Here is a 22,142-nt window from a genome sequence, read left to right as displayed (position 1 = left end):
TCAGGCGCCAAGCGCGGCCAGGGCTGCGGCCAGCATGCGCGCACAGGCCGGCCCGGCGGGGCAGTGGTGTTCATCCGGCAGCGCGGCAAAGAAACGCGCGTTCGGCGCGGCGGCGAAATAGGCCCGGGCATCGGCCAGCGGCACCAGCCCGTCCGCGGCGCCGGTGACCACCGCCAGCGGCGCCCGCACCCGCCGCAACGCCGGCTCGGCATCGGCCGTGGCCATTTCCGCGAAATAACCCGGCGCCTCGGCGCGCACCTCGGCAATCGCGGCGGGGCCCATGGCCACACGGGCGCGCATCAGCACCTGGCCGGACATCGGCGGCGACACGGCCAACAGATGATGGGTGTCGGGCGCATCGGCGGCCAGATGCGCCACGGCAAAGGCGCCGATGCTGTGCCCGGCCAACGCCCGCGCCCCTTCGGGCCATTGCCGTGCCACCCAGGCCCAGGCCTCGGCCGCGGCGGCGGTATGGCCGGCGAAGCTGACCTGCCCCGGCGGCCCCGAGGCGGGCAGGGCCGCGGAATGCGGCAGTTCGGGCGCCGCGACGCGCCAGCCGCGACGCAGACAGGCCAGGGCGATCTCGGCGATCTGCGCCTGCCCCGGCGCGCCGTTGCGGCCATGCACCAGCAGCACCGTGCCGCGCGACCGGGTCTCGGGCTCGGCCACGACCACGGGGATCGCGGGCGACACCAGCAGCCGCCGGGCGCTGTCGGTCCAGCTTTCGCGCGCCTGTGTCATGCGGACCTGTCCTTTGCTGTCGCAAGCCCGGCCGGCGGGCGCGGCGCTAGCCTGCGATGCGGCGCTGGCTTTCGGGGTCGAAGAAATGCAGATGCGCCGGGTCGGGGACGACCTCGACGCGGTCGCCACGCTGGATCGGGCTGGTGCCGGCAAGGCGCAGGGTCATCGCCGTGTCCGAGCCCGCGATCACCCCATAGCCAAAGGCATCCGCGCCCAGATGCTCGACCGAATGCAGCTCGACCGGAATGCCGCTTTCCCCGGCCTCGGCCAGGCGCAGATGCTCGGGCCGGACGCCAAGGCGCAGTTCGCCCGTGCGGGGCAGGCCGGTCAGGGTCAGCCGGTGCCCGCCCGGCAGGATCACCCCCTGCCCCTGCGCCGCGATGGTCATGAGGTTCATCGCCGGCGAGCCGATGAAGCCGGCGACAAATTCGCTGGCCGGGCGCTCATAGACCTCGAGCGGCGTCGCGATCTGTTCGGCCACGCCGCGGTTCATCACGATCAGCCGGTCGGCCAGGGTCATTGCCTCGACCTGGTCATGGGTGACGTAAAGCGTGGTCTGGCCGGTGCGCAGATGCATGTCCTTGATCTGCAGCCGCATCTGCACGCGCAGCTTGGCGTCGAGATTCGACAGCGGTTCATCGAGCAGAAAGGCCGAGGGCTCGCGCACCAGGGCGCGGCCCATGGCGACGCGCTGGCGCTGCCCGCCCGACAGCGCCCGCGGCCGGCGATCCAGATAGGGCGCCAGTTCCAGCATCTGCGCCGCCTTGGCCACCCGCGCCTCGATCTCGGCCGCGGGCATCTTGGCGATCTTCAGCCCGTAGGCCATGTTCTCGCGCACGGACATATGCGGATAAAGCGCATAGTTCTGGAACACCATGGCGATGTCGCGCTGGCGCGGCTCGAGGTCGTTCACCACCTTGCCGCCGATCTCGATCGTGCCGCCCGAGATCGCCTCGAGCCCGGCAACCATGCGCAAGAGCGTGGACTTGCCGCAGCCCGAGGGGCCGACGATCACCACGAATTCGCCATCCGCGATGTCCATGTCGATGCCGTGAATCACCTGGTTGCCGCCATAGCTCTTGCGGACATCATTGAGCAGGATCTGCGCCATTCACTTCTCCGTCTCGACCAGGCCCTTGACGAACCAGCGCTGCATCAGCACCACCACCAGGATCGGCGGCAGGATGGCCAGCACCGATGTGACCATCACGAGGTTCCAGGGCGTATCCGCATCGGCAAAAGAGATCATCTTCTTCAGCGCGATGACGATGGTGTTCATTTCGTTGGAATTGGTGACCAGCAGCGGCCACAGGTATTGCGTCCAGCCATAGATGAACTGGATGACGAAGATCGCCGCCACATTGGTCAGCGACAAGGGCCACAGGATGTCGCGAAAGAACCGCCAGGGCCCGGCGCCATCGACCCGCGCCGCCTCGAGCAACTCGTCGGGGATGGTCATGAAGAACTGGCGAAACAGCAGCGTCGCCGTGGCCGAGGCAATCAGCGGCAAGATCAGCCCGGGGAAGGTATCGATCAGTCCCAGGTCCACCATCACCTTGTAGGTCGGCTGGATGCGCACCTCGACCGGCAGCATCAGGGTGATGAAGATCAGCCAGAAGCAGGTCATGCGCAGCGGAAAGCGGAAGAACACGATGGCATAGGCCGAGGCCATCGAGATGGCGATCTTGCCGATGGCGATCCCCAGCGCCATGATCGTGGTATTGCCCAGAAGCCGCCACAGGCTGACGCCGCCGATGCGCGAGACGCCGCCGGCGAACGCCTCGCTGTAATTCGCCGACGCCTCTGCGCCGGGCAGCAGTGGCAGCGGCGGGCGCAGGATGGTCGCCACCGAATGCGTCGAGGCGATGACCACGAAATAGATCGGGAAGGCCACCACGATCACCCCGAGGATCATCCAGAAATGCGCCATCAGCCGGGCGCTGCCCCTGGCGGCCAGCGGGCTGTCGGATGGATCAGCCATAATGCACCCTCCGCTCGATAAAGCGGAACTGCACCGCCGTCAGGCCGATCACCAGAACCATCAGGATCACCGACTGTGCGGCGCTGTCGCCCATGCGCAGGTTCACGAAGCCGTCGTTGTAGACCTTGAACACCAGAGTCTCGGTCGCCTTGCCGGGGCCGCCGCCGGTCACCGCATGGATGATGCCGAAGGTGTCGAACAACGCATAGACGGTGTTCACGACCAGCAGAAAGAAGGTCGTCGGCGCCAAGAGCGGGAAGGTGATGGTCCAGAACGCACGCCGCGGCGAGGCGCCGTCGATGGCCGCCGCCTCGAGAAGCGGTCGAGGGATCGCCTGCAAACCGGCAACAAAGAACAGGAAATTATAGCTGATCTGCTTCCAGGTCGCGGCGGCGATCACCAGGATCATCGCATGGGTGCCATTGAGCAGCGGGTTCCAGTCGATCCCCAGCCAGCGCAGCGGCACCGAAAGCGTGCCGAAGCTGGGGTTGAACATGAACAGCCACAACATGCCGGCGATGGCGGCGGCAACCGCATAGGGCCAGATCATCAGCGTGCGGTAAAACCCCTTGCCGCGCACCAGCTTTTCGGCCTGCACCGCAAGGAACAGCGCGATCGCCAGCGCCAGGAAGGCCACCGCCAGCGAGAACACCACCGTCACCCGCACCGAGTTCAGATAGCTGGGATCGCTCAGCACGTTGCGGAAATTCGTCAACCCGACAAAGGTCGAGTTCAGGCCGAAAGGGTCCTCCTTCAGCATGGACTGGCGAAACGCCTGCCCCGCCGGCCAGTAAAAGAAGATCAGCGTGATCGCCAGCTGCGGCGCGACCAGCAGCCAGGGCAGAAGCCGATTGGGAAATACCGTGCGTCTCATGCGTCCCTCCCGCATGTTAAGGGCAGGCGTCCCCGAGGGGCGCCCGCCCGCCGCCTCAGCCGCCGGTCACCTCCTTGATCGCGGCATTGCCGCGGGTGACCGCGTTTTTCAGCGCCGTGGCCGCATCCTGCTGGCCCGAGAGCATCTTCTCGTATTCCTCGTTCTGGATGTCGCGCAGCTGCGGCAGGTTCGGCGCGCGGATCCCCTTGGAATTCGCCGTCGGCGGCTTGCCCATCATCTGCAGGATCGGCACCTCGCGCGCCGGGTTCTTGTCATAGAACCCCGAAGCCTTGGTCGCCTCATAGGCGGCCAGCGTCACCGGCAGATAGCCCGACTGCTCGTGCAGGTATTGCTGCACCTCGGTCTGCGACAGGTAGTTGAAGAAAGCCGCGACCCCCTTGTAGGTCTCGTCGGACTTGCCGCCCATCACCCAGAGCGAGGCACCGCCCGGCACGGTATTCTGCGGTGCGCCCGGGGCGGTATCGTCATAGGGCAGCTGGCCGATGCCGTAGTTCATCCCCGACTTGACGATGTCGCCAAGCCCGCCCGAGCTTTCGGTCAGGATGCCGCATTCGCCCGAGGTGAAGTTCTGCTTGGCCTCGCTGGTGCGGCCGCCATAGACAAAGACCCCCTCTTTCGCCAGATCGGCGATCTCCTGGAAATGCTTGACGAAAAGCGGGGTGTCGATGGTCAGTTCGGGCGTGCCGGCCAGGCCGTTCTCATTCGTGCCCCAGGCCACGTCGTTCCAGGCGGCGAAGTTCTCGGTATGGATCCAGGTCAGCCAGGTCGAGGTGAAGCCGCATTTCGCCGCCCCCGATTCCTTGATCTTGCGCGCCGCCGCCCAGACCTCGGCCCAGGTCTTCGGCGGGCTCTCGGGGTCGAGGCCGGCCTTGGTGAAGATGTCCTTGTTGTAATACAGGATCGGCGAGGACGAGTTGTAGGGGAAGGACAGCATCTCGCCTTCCGGGCTGGAGTAATAGGCGACGATGCCGGGCAGATACTGGCTTTTGTCGAACTTGAAGCCGCCCTCGTCCAGCACCTTGGCCACCGGCTTGATCGCGCCCTGCGCCCCCATCATCACGCCGGTGCCGACATCGAAGACCTGGATGATGTCGGGTGCCTGGCCGGCGCGAAAGGCAGCGATGCCGGCGTTCAGCGTCTCGGGATAGGTGCCCTTGAACACGGGTTTCAACTCGTAATCGGACTGGCTGGCGTTGAAATCGCCGGCGATCTTGGTCACCACCTCGGCATTGGCGCCGGTCATGGCGTGCCACCACTGGATTTCGGTCTTGGCTTCGGCCGCGATGGGCAGGGCCATCAGCCCGGCCAGCCAGAATACCGTATTGTGCATGTCTTCCTCCGAGTGTTGCCTTTCGGCTTCATCGTTTCCGAGCGACATGGCTGGGAAAACAGCCCTTTGCCTGCCGTTCGCCTCCCTGAGGGGGACTGTCGCCCGCGACAGGCCGCGATGTCAATTCGCATCTGCCCGCGCCTTTGCCGCCCCCGCCCGCCACATCTGCCCCGGTCACGCAGGCATTCTGGCCCGTATCTGTAAAAATTCCATGACAACAAGCTGTAATGCGCGTCATCTGATGTTGTTTCCAGATCCCGCCCCGGGCAGGACCATCGCTCTGCCCGCAAAGCTGGCGATTTGACCGCAAGCGGCGGGGTGTTCCAGCGTGGCAAAACGCCTAGATTTGCACCGGACAACCGCCAGAGGAAGGATCCTCGCCATGGAATGCGCCACCACCCGGGACGACCCGCGCTGGCAGATGGTGCTGCGGCGCGACCGCGGCGCCGACAGGCGATTCGTCTTTGCCGTGCGCAGCACCGGCATCTATTGCCGCCCCTCCTGCCCGGCCCGCCATGCCAGGCCGGAGAACGTCAGCTTTCACGCCACGCCCGCGGCGGCCGAGGCGGCGGGCTTTCGTCCCTGCCGGCGCTGCCACCCGCGCGAGGCCACCCCCGCCGCGATCGAGGCCGCCCGCATCGCCGCCGCCTGCCGGTTGATCGAGACTGCAGAGACCGCGCCCGGGCTTGCGGAACTGGCGCAGGCCGCCGGCCTTGGCCCGCATCATTTCCACCGCCGCTTCAAGGCGGTGACCGGGCTGACCCCGCGCGCCTATGCCCGCGCCTGCCGCGAGGCGCGGCTGCGCGCCGCCCTGCCTGGTGCCGCAAGCGTCACCGAGGCCATCTATGACGCCGGCTACGGCTCGGGCAGCCGCTTCTATGCCGGGGCCGAGGCGGTGCTGGGCATGGCGCCCGCGGCCTATCGCAAGGGCGGGACCGGGGCCGAGATCCGCTTTGCGCTGGGACAATGCGCGCTGGGGGCGATCCTGGTGGCGCAAAGCCGGCGCGGCATCTGCGCCATTGCGCTTGGCGACGACCCCGAGGCCCTGCTGCGCGAGTTTCAGGACCGCTTTCCCCGCGCCACGCTGATCGGCGCGGACGCGGCATTCGAGGCGCTGGTCGCCCGCACCGTCGCCCTGGTCGAATCCCCCGGCCAGGCGCATGACCTGCCACTGGACATTCGCGGCACCGCCTTTCAGGGCCGGGTCTGGCAGGCGCTGCGCCAGATCCCGGCCGGCAGCACCGCCAGCTACGCCGAGATCGCCGCCAGCCTGGGCCTGCCACGCGGCGCGCGCGCGGTGGCCGCGGCCTGCGCCGCCAACGAACTGGCCGTCGCCATCCCCTGCCATCGTGTCATCCGCAGCGACGGCGGGCTGGCCGGCTATCGCTGGGGTCTGGTGCGCAAGCGGGCGCTTCTGGCGCACGAGGGTGCGGATCACAAGCCCGTGATGCCGGGATAAGCCCGCCCCGCCGCGCGTCATATCAGTGGACGTTCCGCAGGGACGCCTGCCCGGTCCGGCATCGGACCACAGGAGCAGCACCATGTTTTCCCCCCACCCCCTGCTGGCGCTGGCGCTTGGCCTGGCGCTTGCCGGCCCCGCCCTGGCCGAAACCGCGCTGATGACCGCCGACACCCCGGCGGGCAAGATCCTGACCGACGCCAAGGGCATGACGCTTTACACCTTCGACAACGACAAGGACGGCACGTCCAGCTGCTATGACGGCTGCGCCACGAACTGGCCACCGGCCATCGCGCCGGCGAATGCCAAGGCCGACGACGACTTCGGCCTGACCGAACGCAAGGACGGCCAGATGCAGTGGACCTATTACGGCATGCCGCTTTACAGCTGGATCCAGGACATGCAGCCCGGCGACATGACCGGCGACGGCATGAAGGGCGTCTGGCATACTGCGGTGGTCAGGGACTGAGGCCCCGCACATGGCGCTTCTGGACGAGATCGAGGCCGCCATCCCCGCGCTGCGCGCCTATGCCCATGCGCTGCTGCGCCAGCGCGAGGGCGCCGACGATCTGGTCCAGGACACGCTGGAACGCGCGCTGGCGCAGCAAAGGCAATGGCGCGGCGAGGGCTCGGTCCGGGGCTGGCTGTTTCGCATCCTGCTGAACCGGCTGCGCGACAGCCACCGCCGCGCCCGCCATGCGCCGGTGCTGACGCTGGTGCCCGACCTGCTGCCCGACACCGGCGGCGCCGCCGACGCAGCCGGCGACCGGCTGGCGCTGCACGAGGTGCATGCCGCCATGGGCCGCCTGCCCGAAGAACAGCGCGCCGCGCTGCTGCTGGTGGCGCTCGAGGGCATGAGCCTTGCCGAAGCCGCCCGCAGCCTCGGCCTGCCCGAGGGCACCCTGGCCTCGCGCCTTGCCCGCGCCCGCGCCAGCCTGCGCGAGATGACCGGCCGCGACGGCGCCCTTCGCGCCAGAACGCATGGAAAGGACAACCCGCCGTGACCGGATCCGCCCCTGACATCGAGACCCTGATCCGCCTGCGCCACGGCGATGCGCGCGACCACGAAGCCCTTGCCCGGCTGGCCGAGGATCCGCAGGTGGCGGCGCGGCTTGCGGATTGGGACCGCCAGGACGCGGCACTGCGGGCGCTCTATGCGCCCCTGGCCGCCGAACCGCTGCCCGAGCGGCACTTGCGGCTGCTGCGACCCGGGCCGGCGCAGGCCAGGCCGCCGCGGCCCGGCTGGCTGCGGCTGGCGGCGGCACTGCTGCTGGCGCTTGGCTTTGGCGGCGGCTGGCTTGCCGCGCGCCCGGGCGGGGACCCCGCCGGCCCGCAACTGGAGGCGGCGCTGCGCAGCCATGAGACCTATGCCCCGGAAGTGCTGCATGCGGTCGAGGTCGGCGCCGCCGACGAGGCGCATCTGCTGCGCTGGCTGTCCAGGCGCCTTGGCCGGCCACTGCACCCGCCGGATTTCGCCGCCCAGGGCTTTCGCCTGATCGGCGGCCGGCTGCTGCCCGGGCTGCAGGGACCGGCGGCGCTGCTGATCTATGAGGACGACCTGGGCCGGCGCCTGTCGCTTTACATCACCCGGGCCCGCGGCGGCGAGGAGATGGTCTTTGCCGAAGCGGCCGGCGCACGCGCCTTCTGGTGGGTCGAGGGCGATCTGGGCTGCGCCCTGGTCGGCGATCTGCCGCGCGACAAGCTGCGCGCGATGTCGATTGCCGCCTATCACGCGCTGGAGGCGGCATGACGGCATTGCAGCCGTTCATGCGGTTCGCCGATTAACGCGCTGTAATTTCATTGGTTTCACAGATGCCCGATCAGAGGCCCGTCGACATCTCCCTTGCCTCGCCCCTGCAACCGCAATACGCTTGCGGCAAATGATGTCATCTGACGGATGGACGGGCCATGGACGCAACCGCAGACCTGCCGCTGATCGCCGTCCTGGCCACCGGCGGCACCATTGCCAGCAGCCGCGACGCGGATGGCGCCGACAGCCCCAGCCACTCGGGCGAGGATCTGCTGGCGGGGCTTGACCCCATGCCGCTGCGCCTGCGCGTGCGGGAATTGATGGCCAAGGATTCCTCCAGCCTGACGCTGGCCGACATGCAGGCGATCAGCGATGCCGTGGGCGCGGAACTGGCCGATCCCGCGGTGGCGGGCGTGGTGGTGCTGCACGGCACCGACGCCATGGAGGAGACGGCGCTGCTGGTGCAACTGCAGCACGCCCCCGCCCGGCCGGTGGTCTTTACCGGCGCGCAATTTGCCGCCGATCATCCGCAGCCTGACGGGCCGGCGAACCTTGTCGCCGCGCTGAGCGCCGCGGCCCGGCCCGGGGAAGGGCCGGGGGTGGTGCTGGCCTTCGGCGGCAGGGAACTGCCCGCCTGGGGAGTTTACAAGTTCTCCTCGGACGCGACGGATGCCTTTCGCCATGCCGGCGCCACCTCGCCGCTGGCGCAGGCGCTGCCCGCTTCGGTCGCGGGGCTGCGCGTCGACATCGTGGCGGTGCATCCGGGTGGCGACGGGCTGCATCTGGACGCGAGCCTTGCCGCCGGCGCCGCCGGCATCGTCATCGCGGCGCTGGGGTCGGGCAATGGTTCGCCGGAACTGGTGGCGGCGATCGGCCGGGCGCGGGCGCGGGGCGTGCCGGTGGTGGTCTCCAGCCGTGTGCCCCAGGGTCAGCTGGAGCCGATCTATGGCGGCGGCGGCGGCGGCCATGACATGCGGCGCGCCGGCGCCATCCATTCGCGCCTGCTGCGCCCGGGCCAGGCGCGCATCCTGCTGGCGGTGATGCTGGCGAATGCCTGCCCCGAACCCGAGATCGCCCGCGCCTTCGAGGCCGAACCCGGCTGAGCCCGGCTTTCAACGATTCCTTTCGACTGCATGCGAAACTGCGCCATTAATCCCGGCGCGGTTCCCGGCTAATCTGCGCTTTCCCCGGCATGCAGGCTGCGGGACGCGCAGCCATGGCCGCGCCGGAACAGAAAGGAAGCGGCGCAATGCAGGACGAGGCAAGGCGGTATCTGGAACAGTCGATCGCCCTGGCGCAGGCGAATGTGGCGGCCGGCGGCGAGCCTTTCGGCGCGGTGCTGGTGCGGGGCGGCGAGGTGATCGCCACCGGCGTCAACGAGACCGCCGCCACGCATGACCCCACCGCCCATGCCGAGATGGTGGCGCTGCGCAGCGCGGCACGCCGGCTGGGTTCGCCCGATCTGTCGGGCTGCACGGTCTATGCCAGCGGCCACCCCTGCCCGATGTGCCTTGCGGCGATGCGGATCTCGGGGGTGGATGCGGTGCTTTACGCCTATTCGGATGCAGATAGCGCGGCGCACGGCCTGTCCACCGCCGCCATCTACGAAGACCTTGCGCGGCCCTTCGCGCAGCAAACCATGCGCATCGGCCATCTGCCGGTCCGGCTGGCCGGCGTCGACGATCTTTACGGCGACTGGCTGGCCCGGCAGCCCGGGCGCTGAACCTTCACAGGAGAAACCCATGATCACCATCCCCAGACTGGACCAGCATGACGCGCGCCTGCTGATCATCGGCGCCGAGGCCCATTCCCGCGAGATCGGCGTGCCGATGTGCATCGCCATCGCCGATGAAAGCGGCAACCTCATGGCGTTTTCGCGCATGGACGGCGGCAAGGTGACCTCGGCCATCATTGCCCAGGACAAGGCCTTCACCGCCGCGGCGGCGCGCAAGGCGACGCATGAATACGGCATCTCCAGCCAGCCGGGCGCGCCGGCCTATGGCATCGCCTCGACCATCGGCGGGCGGCTGGTGGTGGTCGGCGGCGGCCTGCCGGTGCTGTTCGACGGCGAGGTGGTCGGCGGCATCGGCGTATCATCGGGCAGCCCGGCGCAGGACCAGGCGGTGGCGCAGGCCGGCATCGACCACTGGCTGGCGAACCGGACCTGAACCGAGCGGCGCCGGATCAGCGCTTGGGCGCCGGTCCGCGCTTGCCGCCCTTGGGCGCGCCGGGGCGGAAGGGCTTGTCGCCGGGTCCGGTCCAGGACTTGGCCCAGGACTTGGCCCCGGGCTTGCCGTCGGGCTTGTGCGACTTGAAGCCGGCGGCGCGGCGCGGCCGGGCTTCGGCGCCGTCGCGCGCCGGGCGTTCGTCGCGCGCTGTCGCGCCATATGGCTTGTCGCGCTGCGGCGCGCCATGCGACTTGAACCCCGCCGCCCGCGGCGCGGGCTTGGCCGCCGGCTTGTGCGCCAGCTTCTTCTCGGCACTCCAGCGCGCCTTGCGCGCCGGGGCCGCGGGTTCGGCGGCCGGACCCTCGGGCTCGGGCGCCCACTCTGCTGTCCTGACGGGGGCAACGGCGCGGGGTTTCGGCGCCATGTGCTGGTCCGGGGCCTCGGCTTGCGGGCTGGCAGCGCGCGGCGCCTGGCCGCGATGCGGCTTGCGTTCGCGCGCGGGCGCGGCGTCGAAGACCGGCTCGCCCTCCAGCCGGCGCATGGTCAGGCCGGGTTCCAGCTCGATGCTCTCGCCGAAATTCGGCGCGGCGGCGGTGGCGATCTGCACGAAACTGTGTTCGGTCTTGACGCGGATGGCGCCGATGGCATCGCGGGTGATGCCGCCCGCCTCGCAGATCTTGGGCAAAAGCCAGCGCGCCTCGGCCCGGCCGGCATGGCCGACCGACAGGACGAACCAGGTGGCGGGCCCGAATTCCCCACGTTCGCGCGGGGCGGTGGGGGCGGTGGGTGCGGTATTTTCCGACAGTTCCTCGGGCGCCGGGCGCCCCTCGCGCCACAACCGCACGAAGGCCGCGGCCAGATGCGCCGGCCCGAAGCGGTCCAGCAGCTCGCCGGCCAGCGCGGCCTCTTCGCCCGCTGCCTCGGTCAGCAGCGGATGGTCGAACAGGCGCTGGTCGTCGCGGGCCTGCACCTCGTCGGCCGAGGGCGCCTTGCCCCATTCCGCCACCAGCTTCGCGCGCTGCAGCAGCCGCTGCGCGCGCTTGAATTCCGCGCCCGGCACGATCAGCACCGAGGTGCCCTTGGCCCCCGCCCGGCCGGTCCGCCCCGAGCGGTGCAGCAGTGTCTCGGGGTTGGTGGGCAGATCGGCATGGATCACCAGTTCCAGCCCCGGCAGGTCGATGCCGCGCGCCGCCACGTCGGTGGCGATGCAGACCCGCGCCCGCCCGTCGCGCAGCGCCTGCAGCGCATGGCTGCGTTCCTGCTGGCTGAGCTCACCCGAAAGCGCCACCACCTTGAAGCCGCGGTTGCCCATGCGCGCCAGCAGGTGGTTCACATTGGCGCGCGTCTTGCAGAAGATGATCGCGCGCTCGGCCTCGTAAAAGCGCAGGGTGTTGAAGATCGCATGTTCGCGGTCGCGGGTGCTGACCGACAGGGCGCGATATTCGATGTCGCCGTGCTGGCGCGCCTCGCCCATGGCCGAGATGCGCAGCGCGTCCTGCTGGAAATCCTTGGCCAGGGCCTCGATCGCCGGCGGCACGGTGGCGGAAAACATCAGCGTGCGCCGATCCGCGGGCGCGGCGCCAAGGATGAATTCCAGATCCTCGCGAAAGCCCAGATCCAGCATCTCGTCGGCCTCGTCCAGCACCGCGGCGCGCAACCCGCTCAGATCCAGCGAGCCGCGCTCGATATGGTCGCGCAGCCGGCCGGGGGTGCCGACGACGATATGGGCGCCGCGCTCCAGCGCCCGGCGTTCGTTGCGATAGTCCATGCCGCCGACGCAGGTGGCGATCTGCGCCCCGGCATTGCCGTAAAGCCAGGCCAGTTCGCGCGCCACCTGCAGCGCCAGTTCGCGCGTGGGCGCGATGGCCAGCGCCAGCGGCTGACCGGCCGGCGCCAGCGCGTCATCCGCCAGGATGTCAAAGCCCATGGCAAGGCCAAAGGCCACCGTCTTGCCCGAGCCGGTCTGCGCCGACACCAGCAGGTCGCGGCCCCGCGCCTCGGGGGCCAGCACCGCCTGCTGCACGGTGGTGAGGCTGGCATAGCCCCGGGCCGCCAGCGCCGCGCCGAGCGGCGCGGAAATCTCGTGTTCAGTCATCATCTTCGCCAGAAAAGGGGGATGCGCGGCATCCGGTGAATGGCACCATTCCCCTTTGCGGCCGGACCCTCCCATGGTCCGCCGGCCCGGAATTCGGAGCCAAAGGCCGCGCTTTATCGCAGCCTGGCGCGCAAGTCAAAGCCGAATCATGCCTGCTCCCCATGACCAAGTTGGCGGCGGATCTCGGCCAGAAACAGCTGCAGCGCCGGCACCGGGTCGTGCCGATGATAGACAATATGCACCTCCGAGACCGGCGGATCGGGGCGCAGCGGCACAAAGCTCAGCGGCCCCGAGGTCAGCCGGGCAATGCCCGCCGGCACGATGCTGACGCCGAAACCCGCCACGATCAGGCTGGGGATGGACTGCGCATCCACCACCTGCTGCGACAGGCGCGGCTGATAGCCCGAGGCGACGATGCAGGCCATGACATAGGCGGCAAAATCCGAGCTGTCGGGGCGCAGCACCACATGCCGGTCGTCGCGCAGATCGCCCAGCGAGACGCAGCTGCGTCCCGCCAGCCGGTGATCGTCGCGCAAGAGCGCCACCATTTCCTCGCGCCAGCCGTATTCATGCGCCAGGTCCGGGTCGCGGGGCACCGAGCGGTTGAAGCTGACATCGGTGCGCCGGCTCAGCACCTCGTTCAGCTGGTTGGTCGGGGACTGTTCGTGCAGGCGCAGGGTGATGCGCGGATGCGCCCGGGAAAAGGCGGCCAGCAGTTCCGACAGGCCGCCGCGCAGGATGGATCCGGTGGCGCCGATCTCAAGCACCCCGTCCTGCCCCTGCTGCAGCTCGCGCAGATCCTGCAGGCTGCGTTCATACTGGTCCAGCATGTTGCGGGCGCGGCGGCGAAACAGCTCGCCCGCCGCGGTCAGCGCCACCTTGCGGCTGGTGCGGCTGATCAGCTCGGCGCCCAGTTCCCGTTCAAGCGTCTGTATCTGCGTGCTGAGCGGGGGCTGCGACATGTGCAGCCGCCGGGCGGCGCGGGTAAAGTTCAGCTCCTCGGCCAGGGCCAGAAAGCAGCGCAGCTGACGTATTCTCATAGCTCTAGCCTATTGATCACCGTTGAATTCATATTAGACACGCGCAGAAATTTGCCCAAGACTTTTGCCAGAGCGGGAAGTCCGCTCGCCGCGGTTGCAACGCACCCGACCGGCGAGAGGCACCCGGTTTCCGTCAAGGGGAGGAACGGAAGATATGCCGAAATGGTCAAGGTCCCTGTTCGGGCAGGTTTGCGTGGCGCTGGTGCTGGGAATTGCCGCCGGTTTCCTGATGCCGGAGTTCGCCGCAAAGATGAAACCTCTGGGCGACGGCTTCATCAAGCTGATCAAGATGCTGATCCCGGTCATCGTCTTTTGCGTCGTCGTGCATGGCATCGCCGGTGCGGGCGACCTGAAGAAGGTCGGCCGCGTCGGCATGCGCGCCATCATCTATTTCGAGATCGTCACCACCATCGCGCTGATCCTCGGCATCGCCGTGGCCTATCTGTTCGGCCCCGGCCATGGGATGAACATCGACCCATCGACGCTGGATGCCTCGGCGCTGTCGGCCTATGTCGAGCGCGCGCATGAGGTCAGCAGCGGCGGCACCGTCGAATTCCTGATGAAGCTGATCCCGGCCACCATGATCAGCGGCTTTGCCACCGGCGACATCCTGCAGGTGCTGCTGGTCTCGGTCCTGTTCGGCTGCGCGCTGTCGCTGGTCGGGGAACGCGGCAAGCCGCTGTTGCACATGATCGAGCTGACCGGCGATGTCACCTTCCGGATCATGGGTTTCATCGTGCGCCTGGCGCCGCTGGGCGTGTTCGGGGCGATCGCCTTCACTACCGGCAAATACGGCGTCGGTTCGCTGGCGCAGCTGGGCTATCTGGTGGTGCTGTTCTATGCCACCATTGTCGTCTTCGTCTTCGTGGTGCTGGGCACGATCCTGCGGCTGGCGGGGTTCAGTATCCTGAAGCTGCTGCGCTATCTGCGCACCGAGGTCGGCATCGTCGCCGGCACGGCCAGCAGCGACGCGGTGCTGCCCCAGACCATGCGCAAGCTGGAACATCTGGGTATCAAGGATTCGACCGTGGGCCTGGTGATCCCGACGGGCTATTCCTTCAACCTCGACGCCTTCTCGATCTATCTGACGCTGGCGGCGGTGTTCATTGCCCAGGCGACCAACACGCCGCTGGCGACCATGGATCTGCTGGCGATCCTGGGCGTGGCGCTGATCACCTCGAAAGGGGCGCATGGCGTGCCCGGCTCGGCCATCGTCATCCTGGCGGCGACGCTGTCGGCGATCCCGGCGATTCCGGCCATCGGTCTGGTGCTGGTGCTTTCGGTGGACTGGTTCATGGGCATTGCCCGGGCGCTTGGCAACTATCTGGGCAATTGCGTGGCCACCGTGGTCATCGCGACCTGGGTGGGCGACATCGACCGCGACCGCGCCCGCCGCATCCTGGACGGAGAGGAAATGGCGGTGCCCGACACGCTGACCGAGGTTGCGACCCAGCCGGGCTGAGACCCCGCCGGCGTCAGGCCAAGCGGCGCGCCTGGGCCTGCGCCACCGCCGAGCAGACCAGAAGCTGGCTCATGTGAAAGACCATCACCGGCAGCACGGTCACCCCGACCGTCGCTGCCGGAAAGATCGCCGCGGCGATGGGCAGGCCGCTGGCCAGGCTTTTCGTCGAGCCGCAGAAGAACAGCACTGCCCGGTCCGGCGCCGGCAGGCGCAGCAGCCGCCCGGCCGCGCTGATCATGCCCATGGCCAGCGCCAGAAACAGCAGCACCGACAACAGGCACAGCACCAGGCTGGGGGTCGGGATCGCCGACCAGATGCCGGCCACGGTGCCGGCGCCGAAGGCGGAATAGACGATCAGCAGGATGGCGCCGCGATCGACCAGCATGGTCAGGACCCTGTGGCGCTGCACGAAGCCGCCGATCCAGGGCCGCAGCAGCTGGCCCAGCACGAAGGGCAGCAGGATCTGCAACGCCACCCGCTGCACCGCGTCCAGGCTGACGCTGCCGCCCTCCTGGTTCAGGATGCGCGCCACCAGCAGCGGCGTCAGCCCGACGCCGACGATATTGGACAGCGAGGCGGCGCAGATCGCCGCCGGCACATTGCCCCCGGCCATCGAGGTGAAGGCGATCGAGCTTTGCACCGTCGAGGGCAGCACCGCCAGAAACAGCAACCCCAGCGTCAGCTCGGGGCCCAGCAACCCGCCCAGGGCCGCGGCCAGCGCCATGCCAAGCAGCGGAAACAGCAGATAGGTGGCGCCGAAGGTCAGGCCCTGCAGGCGCCAGTTCAGCAGCCCCGCCCGCACCGAGGCCGCATCCAGCTTGGCGCCATAGAGAAAGAACAGCAGCGTCACGCCCCAGAAGGTCAGCCCGGACAGCACCCCGGCGGCGGCGCCGCGCATGGGCAGCACCAGCCCCAGCCCCACCATGGCCAGCAGCAGCAGCATGTAGGTGTCGATGCCGATACGCCGCAATGCCTTCATGCCCGTCCCCCTTTGCCACCATGGCCTTGTCATACACATCCCGATCGGGCACAAGCGCCTCAGCCCGTGGCCGCGCGAAATCGGCAGCCCGCCTGCCCGCCGGACACCCGCAGCAGCAAGGATTGACGGCAGATTTGCCAGAACATGACATGGCGCAGACGCCCCTTGCGCATGTCGATCAGGAACAGACCGATGCCCCGCAACACCCCCGATACCCCGCAGGACACCCAGGCGCCGCGCCCGGCCTTTGCCGACTGGCTGTCTCGTACCAACGATGTCACCTCGTTCTTTCTGGCAGCGCGGCAGAACCCCGACCTGATCAACCTGGCCGGCGGCCTGCCCGAGCCCGGGACCTGGCCGGTCGCCGACCTGGCCGAGCTGGCCGCCGCGGCGATCCGCGAACATCCCGAGGAAACCCTGGGCTATGGCCCGATCCCCGGCCTGCCGGCGCTGCGCGACCTGATCGCGGCGCGCTATTCGACCGGGGCGCTGCAGCTGACGCGCGACAACGTGCTGATCACCACCGGCGGCATGCAGGCGCTGGAACTGGTTGGCAAGGTGCTGCTCGAGCCGGGCGGGATCATCGCCACGCAAAGCCCGGCCTATCTGGGGGCGCTGGACGCCTGGCTGCCGCATGGCCCGGTCTATCGCCCGATGCGGCCCGGCGCCAACGATTATGACCCGCGCCGGGCGCTGGAGGGCGCGCAATTCGCCTATATGGTGCCGAATTTCTCGAACCCCAGCGGGCGGCTGGTGACCCTGGCAGAACGTCACGAACTGGTCGAGGCCGCGCATGCCACCGGCACCTGGATGATCGAGGACGACCCTTACGGCGTGCTTTATTACGACGACGCGCCGCTGCCGCGCATGCTCGAGATCTCGGCCGCCGCGCGTCCGGGCCCCTATGACGGGCCGGTGATCTACATGGGCTCGCTGTCCAAGGAACTGACCCCGGGGCTGCGCATCGGCTGGATCATCGCGGCGCCGGCGATGATCCGGGCGCTGGCCACCGCCAAGCAGGGCTCGGACATGTGCACCAGCGGGCTGACGCAGATGCTGGCGCTTGGCGCCTTTCGCCAGCAGCTGACCGAACGCATCCGCCCGCTGGTGCTTGACACCTATCGCGCGCGCCGCGACGCGCTGTGCCGGGCGATGGAACAGCATCTGGCCGATGTGCTGGACTGGCAGGTGCCCTCGGGCGGCATGTTCGTCTGGGCGACGGCGCGCGAGGCGCGGCTGGATACCGACCTGCTGCTGCACCGCGGGCTGGCGCATGGCGTCTGCATCTCGCCCTCGAGCGTCTTCGACCCCGAACGCAAGGACCGCCGCTCGATCCGGCTGAACTTTACCCTGAACCCGCCCGGGCGGCTGGAGGAGGGCGTGCGCCGGCTGTCGGCGGCGATCCGCGCCATGCTGGCCGAAATGGACGCGCCATGAGCCCGCGGCTGCATCCGCGCCCGGGCGATGAGATTCCCGGCCCGCTGCTGGCGCGCTGGCGGCGCATCCCGGTCGCCGTGGTCGCCGATCTTGCGCCGGCGCAGCAGATCGATCCGGCGATCCGGCCGCTGCTGCCGCCCGACCGGCAGCCGGCGCTGTTCGGCCGCGCGCTGACCGTGCGCTGCGCGCCGCCCGATTTCGGCGCCGTGCTGCAGGCCGTGGGCAACGTCCGCCCGGGCGAGGTGCTGGTCATCGCCGCCGGCGGCCATGCCGGGCATGCGATGATCGGCGACGTGCTGGGCGGGCATCTGCACCGGCAGGGCGCGGCGGGCGTGGTCTGCGACGGCATGGTGCGCGACGTGACCGGGCTGGCCGCCATGCCCGGGCTTTCGGTCTATGCCCGCGGCACCAATCCGCGCGGCCCGACCGGCATCCGCCAGGGCGAGGTGAACGCCCCCGTCACGCTGGGCGGCTGCACGATCGCGCCGGGCGATCTGGTGCTGGGCGATGCCGACGGCCTGGCGGTGCTGCCGGTGGCCATGCTGGCCGGGCTGATCGAGGCCGCCGAGGCCAAGCTTGCGCTTGAGGCCGTCTGGACGCAGCGCCTGATCCGCGGCGACCGCATCGAGGACATCTTCGGCCCGGTCTGAGCCGCGCGCCCTGTTGGTCCTTGACAGCCGGCCGTGCCCTGCGGCAAGGCGGGCAAGCTACGGTTCCGGCCTGTCCGGATGAAAAGGGAACGCCGGCGCCGCTTGCGGCAGGCCGGGGCTGCCCCCGCAACTGTATGCGGCGAGCGACGGCAGAGACCGCCACTGGGCCCCGGCCCGGGAAGGCTGCCCGAGCGCTGACCCGCAGAGCCAGGAGACCTGCCGCAGCGATCACCCATTTCCGGCGCGGGGGGCGTCCGGAAAGCGGCCATCCCGCAGAGGTGAGCGTCACCGCCTTGCGGCCGGGCCCCGCCCTGCGTCGCGGGCATCCGCGAACTGCGGGCGCCGCCCGCGCTGGAAAGGCCCTGGAATGTCCCGCACCCGCCTTGCCCTGCTGGCCGCATCCGCCGCCATGCTGCCCGCCACGCTGCCCGTCCTCGCCACCGCGCAGGAAACTCTCCGCCTCGACGAGATCGTGATCTCGGCCGGGCTCTCGCCGATGGCCGAAAGCGCCTATGGCCGCGCCGTCACCGTGCTGAGTGCCGACGAGATGCGCGAACGCGGCCATGTCACCGTCGAGCAGGCGCTGCGCGACGTGCCCGGCCTGTCCATGACCTCGACCGGCGAGACGATGACCAAGCTGCGCATGCGCGGCAGCGAATCCAGCCATGTGCTGGTGCTGATCGACGGCGTCGAGGCCAACAGCCCCAATGGCGGCGATTACACATTCGCCGGCATGCTGACCGAGGACATCGCGCGCATCGAGGTGCTGCGCGGTCCGCAATCGGCCATCCACGGCGCCAATGCCGCCGCCGGCGTGGTGGCGATCACCACCCGCCGCGCGGCCGAACAGGGGCTGCATTACGGCGGCGCGCTGGAACTGGGCGGGCTTGGCACCCGCGCCGCCAGCGCCTTCGTCACCGCCCGGGGCAGCCGCGGCGCGATCAGCCTCTCGGCCGCCACCCGGCGCAGCGACGGCGAGGATGCCTCGCGCACGCCCGGCGGCGATACAGAGTTCAACGACCGCGATGTGCTGACGCTGTCCGGCTCGTATGAGTTGAGCGATGTTGCCCGCGCGGGTTTCACCCTGCGGCGCAGCTGGCAGGACTACGGCTATGACACCAATTCCTGGGTGCCGGTGGCCAGCCCGGACGATTACGTGGTGGACGCGCCGCTGACCGCCAGGCGCGACGAGACCTATGGCTCGCTCTGGCTCGAGGCCGAGGCGCTGGACGGCCGGCTGCTGAACCGCCTGGTGCTGAGCGGCATGAACCAGGACACGCGGCACGCCGACGCCGGCCGTCCCACCGCCGATGACGGCGCGCGGCTGCGCGACGCCAGATTTGTCGCCAGCTGGGCACTGGATGGCGGCAAGGCCCGCGATGCCGCGCAAAAGCTGAACCTGGCCTTCGGCCGCAAGCGCGAGAGCTACCGCTCGAGCTTTGCCCCGGGCGGGGACTATGCCCGCGACACCGATTCCGTGGCGCTGGAATATCAGGGCCGCTTCGATAATGGCCTTGGCCTGCAGCTTGGCATCCGCCGCGACCTGAACGAGGTGTTCCGCGACGCGACCTCATGGAGCGTCGCCGGCGCCTGGCAGCTGCCCGACCGCGACCTGACCCTGCGCGCCGCCGTCGGCCGCGCCGTGGTCAACCCCGACATGTTCCAGCAGTTCGGCTTCATCCCCGGCAGCTATCGCGGCAACCCGGACCTGGGTCCGGAAACCAGCCTCGGCTATGAGATCGGCGCCGACTGGGGCTTTGCCCAGGGCCGCGGCCTGCTGGGCGCCACGCTGTTCACCAGCCGGGTCGAGGACATGATCTCGGGCTATGGCCCGACCTCGGTCAATATCGACGGCACCAGCACCCGCAAGGGCGTCGAGCTCAGCCTTGACTATGAGGCCAGCGACTGGCTGCGCCTTGGCGCGGTCTATACCTACGTCAGCGCCCGCGAGGCCGGGGGCGCGCCGGTCGTCCGCCAGCCCCGTCACCAGCTGGGCCTGCGCGCCCGCGCCAGCTTTGCCGAGGGCCGCGGCCTGGTCAGCGCCGACCTGCGCCATGTCGCCGGCAGCCATGACCAGGAATGGTTCAACACCGCCTGGCCCGACCAGCCCGCCACCACGGAACTGCCCGATTTCACCTCGGTGAACCTGGCGGCGCAATACGATCTGACCGACAGCGTGGCGCTGACCGGACGGGTAGTGAACCTGTTCGACAAGGATTACTATGAGGCTTGGGGCTATTACGGCCAGGGCCGCACCATCTATGCCGGGCTTTCGGCGAAATGGTAAGGGCGCTTGCCCTTGCCCTTGCGCTGGTGGCGGGGCTGGCCCATGCCGGCACGGCCGCGCCGCCGCGCCGGGTGCTGTCGATGAACCTGTGCACCGACCAGCTGGCGATGCTGCTGGCGGCGCCGGGGCAGCTGGTCTCGGTCTCGTGGCTGGCGCAGGACCCGCTCTCCTCCTCCATGGTCGCGCAGGCCCGCCGCCTGCCCGCCAATCACGCCAGCGCCGAGGAGGTGTTCCTGACCCGCCCGGACCTGGTGCTGGCCGGCGCCTGGACGGCGCCCGAGACGCTGCGCCTGCTGCGGCATCTGGGCGTGCCGGTGGCGGTGTTCCCGATCGAAAGCGACATCGCCGGCATCCGCGCCAATATCACCCGCATGGGCGATGTGCTGGGCCGCGAGGCGCAGGCAAGCGCGCTGCTGGCGGAATTCGACGCCGATCTGGCGGCGCTGCATGACGCGGCGCCGGGGCCACGCCCGCGAGCGGCACTTTACGCCGCCAACGGCTACAGTTCCGGCAGCGACAGTCTGGGCGGGCAGATCATCGCGCTGGCCGGATTCGACAATCTGGCCGACGAGATGGGCATCCGCGGCACCGGCAATATCGCGCTGGAGCAGTTGCTGCTGGCGCGGCCGGATCTGGTCATCCGCGACCGCCCCGCCCGCGGCCATTCCCGGGCCGAGGACCTGCTGGACCACCCCGGCTTGCAGGCCCTGGCGCAATCGGGGACGCAGATGCTGAGCGCCGGCCCGGAATGGGTCTGCGGCACGCCGCATGTTCTGCACGCCGTGGCGGAATTGCGCGCCGCCCGGCTGCGCCAGGAGCCCGAACCATGAACCGCGGCCGGCCCTGGCTGTTTCCGGCCCTGGCACTCTTGGTCGCGGCGCTGTTTCTGGGCTCGCTGCTGACCGGGCCGGCGCGCATCGGCGCCGGCGAAAGCCTGGCCGCGCTGTTTTCCGGCGGGCAGGACATGCTGGCGCTGGTCATGCGCGAAATCCGCCTGCCGCGCGCCATCCTCGGCCTGCTGGTCGGGGCGGCGCTTGGCATGTCGGGGGCGGCGCTGCAGGGGTTCTTGCGCAACCCGCTGGCCGAGCCGGGGCTGATCGGCACCAGCGCCTCGGCCGCGCTGGGGGCGGTGCTGGCGATCCATGGCGGGCTGGCGGCGGTCTGGGCGCCGGGCCTGCCGCTGGCGGCGCTGGCCGGGGCGCTGGTCTCGGTGGCGCTGGTCGCGGCGCTGGCCGGGCCGCGCGGCGGCGCGCTGGCGCTGATCCTCGCCGGCATCGCGATCGGCGCCCTGGCCGGGGCGGCGACCTCGCTGGTGCTGAACCTGTCGCCCAATCCTTTTGCCGCCAGCGAGATCATGTTCTGGATGATGGGCTCGCTGGCGGACCGCTCGATGCTGCATGTCTGGATCGCCGCGCCCTGCATCGCGCTTGGGGCGCTCATGCTGTGGCCGACGCGCCGCGCGCTTGAGGTGCTGACGCTCGGCGAGGATGCGGCCGCCACCAGCGGCATCCATCTGGGCCGGCTGCGGCTGCTGCTGGTGCTGGGCATCGCGGCGATGATCGGCGGCGCCACCGCGGTCGCCGGCGCCATCGGCTTTGTCGGGCTGGTGGTGCCGCATGTGCTGCGCCGCGCCGTGGGCGCGAGCCCGGCGCGGCTGCTGCCGGCCTCGGCGCTGGGGGGGGCGGCGGTGGTACTGGCCGCCGACATCGCCGTGCGCCTCTTGATGCCCGAACGCGACCTGAAACTGGGGGTACTGACGGCACTGGTCGGCGCGCCCTTCTTTCTGCATCTGGTGCTGCGAACCAGAAGGGAGGGGCTGTGATCCGGCTGGAACTTTCTGCCCTCAGCCTTTCACGCGATGGCCGCGA

The 22,142-nt window shown here is 69.7% G+C and carries 21 protein-coding genes and 1 riboswitch; of the genes, 13 read left to right on the top strand and 8 right to left on the bottom strand.

The window, feature by feature from the left end; translation table 11 throughout:
• The 5 genes from WMK75_RS01205 to ugpB are packed head-to-tail and all read right to left on the bottom strand — an operon-like array spanning position 1 to position 4,947.
• Positions 1 to 741 (bottom strand): hypothetical protein, encoded by a 741-nt coding sequence (locus WMK75_RS01205; protein WP_347265827.1) that lies wholly within the window; start codon positions 739 to 741, stop codon positions 1 to 3.
• A 46-nt stretch (positions 742 to 787) separates the two neighbouring features.
• Positions 788 to 1,852 (bottom strand): sn-glycerol-3-phosphate import ATP-binding protein UgpC, encoded by a 1,065-nt coding sequence (locus tag WMK75_RS01200; RefSeq protein ID WP_347265826.1) that lies wholly within the window; start codon positions 1,850 to 1,852, stop codon positions 788 to 790.
• Complete coding sequence (ugpE, locus tag WMK75_RS01195; RefSeq protein ID WP_347265825.1) at positions 1,853 to 2,722, bottom strand: sn-glycerol-3-phosphate ABC transporter permease UgpE; 870 nt, start codon at positions 2,720 to 2,722, stop codon at positions 1,853 to 1,855.
• Positions 2,715 to 3,596 carry a sn-glycerol-3-phosphate ABC transporter permease UgpA gene (ugpA, locus tag WMK75_RS01190; protein WP_347265824.1) on the bottom strand — a complete coding sequence of 294 codons (882 nt, stop codon included), beginning with the start codon at positions 3,594 to 3,596 and terminating at the stop codon, positions 2,715 to 2,717. The genes ugpE and ugpA overlap by 8 nt, the downstream gene beginning before the upstream one ends.
• Positions 3,597 to 3,651: 55 nt before the next feature.
• Positions 3,652 to 4,947, bottom strand: a complete 1,296-nt coding sequence (gene ugpB / locus WMK75_RS01185) for a sn-glycerol-3-phosphate ABC transporter substrate-binding protein UgpB (RefSeq protein WP_347265823.1) — start codon at positions 4,945 to 4,947, stop codon at positions 3,652 to 3,654.
• A gap of 382 nt (positions 4,948 to 5,329) precedes the next feature.
• On the opposite strand from ugpB, the gene ada reads away from it, so the two are divergent.
• The 7 genes from ada to WMK75_RS01150 all read left to right on the top strand — a co-directional run bounded on the left by ada (position 5,330) and on the right by WMK75_RS01150 (position 10,324).
• Positions 5,330 to 6,406, top strand: coding sequence for a bifunctional DNA-binding transcriptional regulator/O6-methylguanine-DNA methyltransferase Ada (gene ada, locus WMK75_RS01180; protein WP_347265822.1), 1,077 nt, complete (start codon positions 5,330 to 5,332; stop codon positions 6,404 to 6,406).
• 82 nt (positions 6,407 to 6,488) lie between these two features.
• Entirely contained in the window at positions 6,489 to 6,875 is a 387-nt protein-coding gene (locus WMK75_RS01175; RefSeq protein ID WP_347265821.1) for a hypothetical protein, read from the top strand.
• Between the two features lie 10 nt (positions 6,876 to 6,885).
• On the top strand, positions 6,886 to 7,410 hold the full coding sequence (locus WMK75_RS01170; RefSeq protein ID WP_347265820.1) for an RNA polymerase sigma factor: 525 nt from the start codon (positions 6,886 to 6,888) through the stop codon (positions 7,408 to 7,410).
• Positions 7,407 to 8,156 (top strand): anti-sigma factor, encoded by a 750-nt coding sequence (locus WMK75_RS01165; protein WP_347265819.1) that lies wholly within the window; start codon positions 7,407 to 7,409, stop codon positions 8,154 to 8,156. The genes WMK75_RS01170 and WMK75_RS01165 overlap by 4 nt, the downstream gene beginning before the upstream one ends.
• Positions 8,157 to 8,314: 158 nt before the next feature.
• A complete protein-coding gene (locus WMK75_RS01160) occupies positions 8,315 to 9,259 on the top strand; it encodes an asparaginase domain-containing protein (protein ID WP_347265818.1) in 945 nt (314 codons plus the stop codon).
• A gap of 146 nt (positions 9,260 to 9,405) precedes the next feature.
• The gene (locus WMK75_RS01155; RefSeq protein WP_347265817.1) at positions 9,406 to 9,879 is read left to right on the top strand and encodes a nucleoside deaminase; all 474 of its coding nucleotides are present in this window, start codon (positions 9,406 to 9,408) and stop codon (positions 9,877 to 9,879) included.
• A 19-nt stretch (positions 9,880 to 9,898) separates the two neighbouring features.
• Positions 9,899 to 10,324, top strand: a complete 426-nt coding sequence (locus tag WMK75_RS01150) for a heme-binding protein (protein ID WP_347265816.1) — start codon at positions 9,899 to 9,901, stop codon at positions 10,322 to 10,324.
• A 16-nt stretch (positions 10,325 to 10,340) separates the two neighbouring features.
• Here WMK75_RS01150 and WMK75_RS01145 read toward each other — a convergent pair whose 3' ends face one another.
• Complete coding sequence (locus WMK75_RS01145) at positions 10,341 to 12,419, bottom strand: DEAD/DEAH box helicase (protein WP_347265815.1); 2,079 nt, start codon at positions 12,417 to 12,419, stop codon at positions 10,341 to 10,343.
• A 146-nt stretch (positions 12,420 to 12,565) separates the two neighbouring features.
• Positions 12,566 to 13,459, bottom strand: coding sequence for a LysR family transcriptional regulator (locus WMK75_RS01140; protein WP_347265814.1), 894 nt, complete (start codon positions 13,457 to 13,459; stop codon positions 12,566 to 12,568).
• Positions 13,460 to 13,613: 154 nt separating this feature from the next.
• Here WMK75_RS01140 and WMK75_RS01135 point away from each other — a divergent pair, with 154 nt between their 5' ends.
• On the top strand, positions 13,614 to 14,921 hold the full coding sequence (locus tag WMK75_RS01135; RefSeq protein ID WP_347265813.1) for a C4-dicarboxylate transporter DctA: 1,308 nt from the start codon (positions 13,614 to 13,616) through the stop codon (positions 14,919 to 14,921).
• A 13-nt stretch (positions 14,922 to 14,934) separates the two neighbouring features.
• Here WMK75_RS01135 and WMK75_RS01130 read toward each other — a convergent pair whose 3' ends face one another.
• The gene (locus WMK75_RS01130) at positions 14,935 to 15,900 is read right to left on the bottom strand and encodes a bile acid:sodium symporter family protein (protein WP_347265812.1); all 966 of its coding nucleotides are present in this window, start codon (positions 15,898 to 15,900) and stop codon (positions 14,935 to 14,937) included.
• A 192-nt stretch (positions 15,901 to 16,092) separates the two neighbouring features.
• Here WMK75_RS01130 and WMK75_RS01125 point away from each other — a divergent pair, with 192 nt between their 5' ends.
• The 5 genes from WMK75_RS01125 (at position 16,093) to WMK75_RS01105 (ending at position 22,096) form a co-directional block, all read left to right on the top strand.
• Positions 16,093 to 17,337, top strand: coding sequence for a PLP-dependent aminotransferase family protein (locus tag WMK75_RS01125; RefSeq protein WP_347265811.1), 1,245 nt, complete (start codon positions 16,093 to 16,095; stop codon positions 17,335 to 17,337).
• Positions 17,334 to 17,987 carry an RraA family protein gene (locus tag WMK75_RS01120; RefSeq protein WP_347265810.1) on the top strand — a complete coding sequence of 218 codons (654 nt, stop codon included), beginning with the start codon at positions 17,334 to 17,336 and terminating at the stop codon, positions 17,985 to 17,987. Before WMK75_RS01125 ends, WMK75_RS01120 begins: the two co-directional genes overlap by 4 nt.
• Positions 17,988 to 18,030: 43 nt before the next feature.
• Positions 18,031 to 18,226: riboswitch (cobalamin riboswitch) on the top strand.
• A 128-nt stretch (positions 18,227 to 18,354) separates the two neighbouring features.
• Positions 18,355 to 20,274: a TonB-dependent receptor gene (locus tag WMK75_RS01115; RefSeq protein ID WP_347265809.1), complete on the top strand. Its 1,920-nt coding sequence runs from the start codon at positions 18,355 to 18,357 to the stop codon at positions 20,272 to 20,274.
• Positions 20,268 to 21,104, top strand: coding sequence for an ABC transporter substrate-binding protein (locus tag WMK75_RS01110; RefSeq protein WP_347265808.1), 837 nt, complete (start codon positions 20,268 to 20,270; stop codon positions 21,102 to 21,104). Before WMK75_RS01115 ends, WMK75_RS01110 begins: the two co-directional genes overlap by 7 nt.
• Positions 21,101 to 22,096 (top strand): iron ABC transporter permease, encoded by a 996-nt coding sequence (locus WMK75_RS01105; protein WP_347265807.1) that lies wholly within the window; start codon positions 21,101 to 21,103, stop codon positions 22,094 to 22,096. Before WMK75_RS01110 ends, WMK75_RS01105 begins: the two co-directional genes overlap by 4 nt.
• Positions 22,097 to 22,142 lie beyond the last annotated feature (46 nt).

This window comes from Paracoccus sp. (in: a-proteobacteria) (assembly GCF_039808215.1).
Classification (GTDB): Bacteria; Pseudomonadota; Alphaproteobacteria; order Rhodobacterales; family Rhodobacteraceae; genus Paracoccus.
Note: the sequence above shows the minus strand (reverse complement) of the source record. Positions and strands in the feature narration are given on the sequence as shown.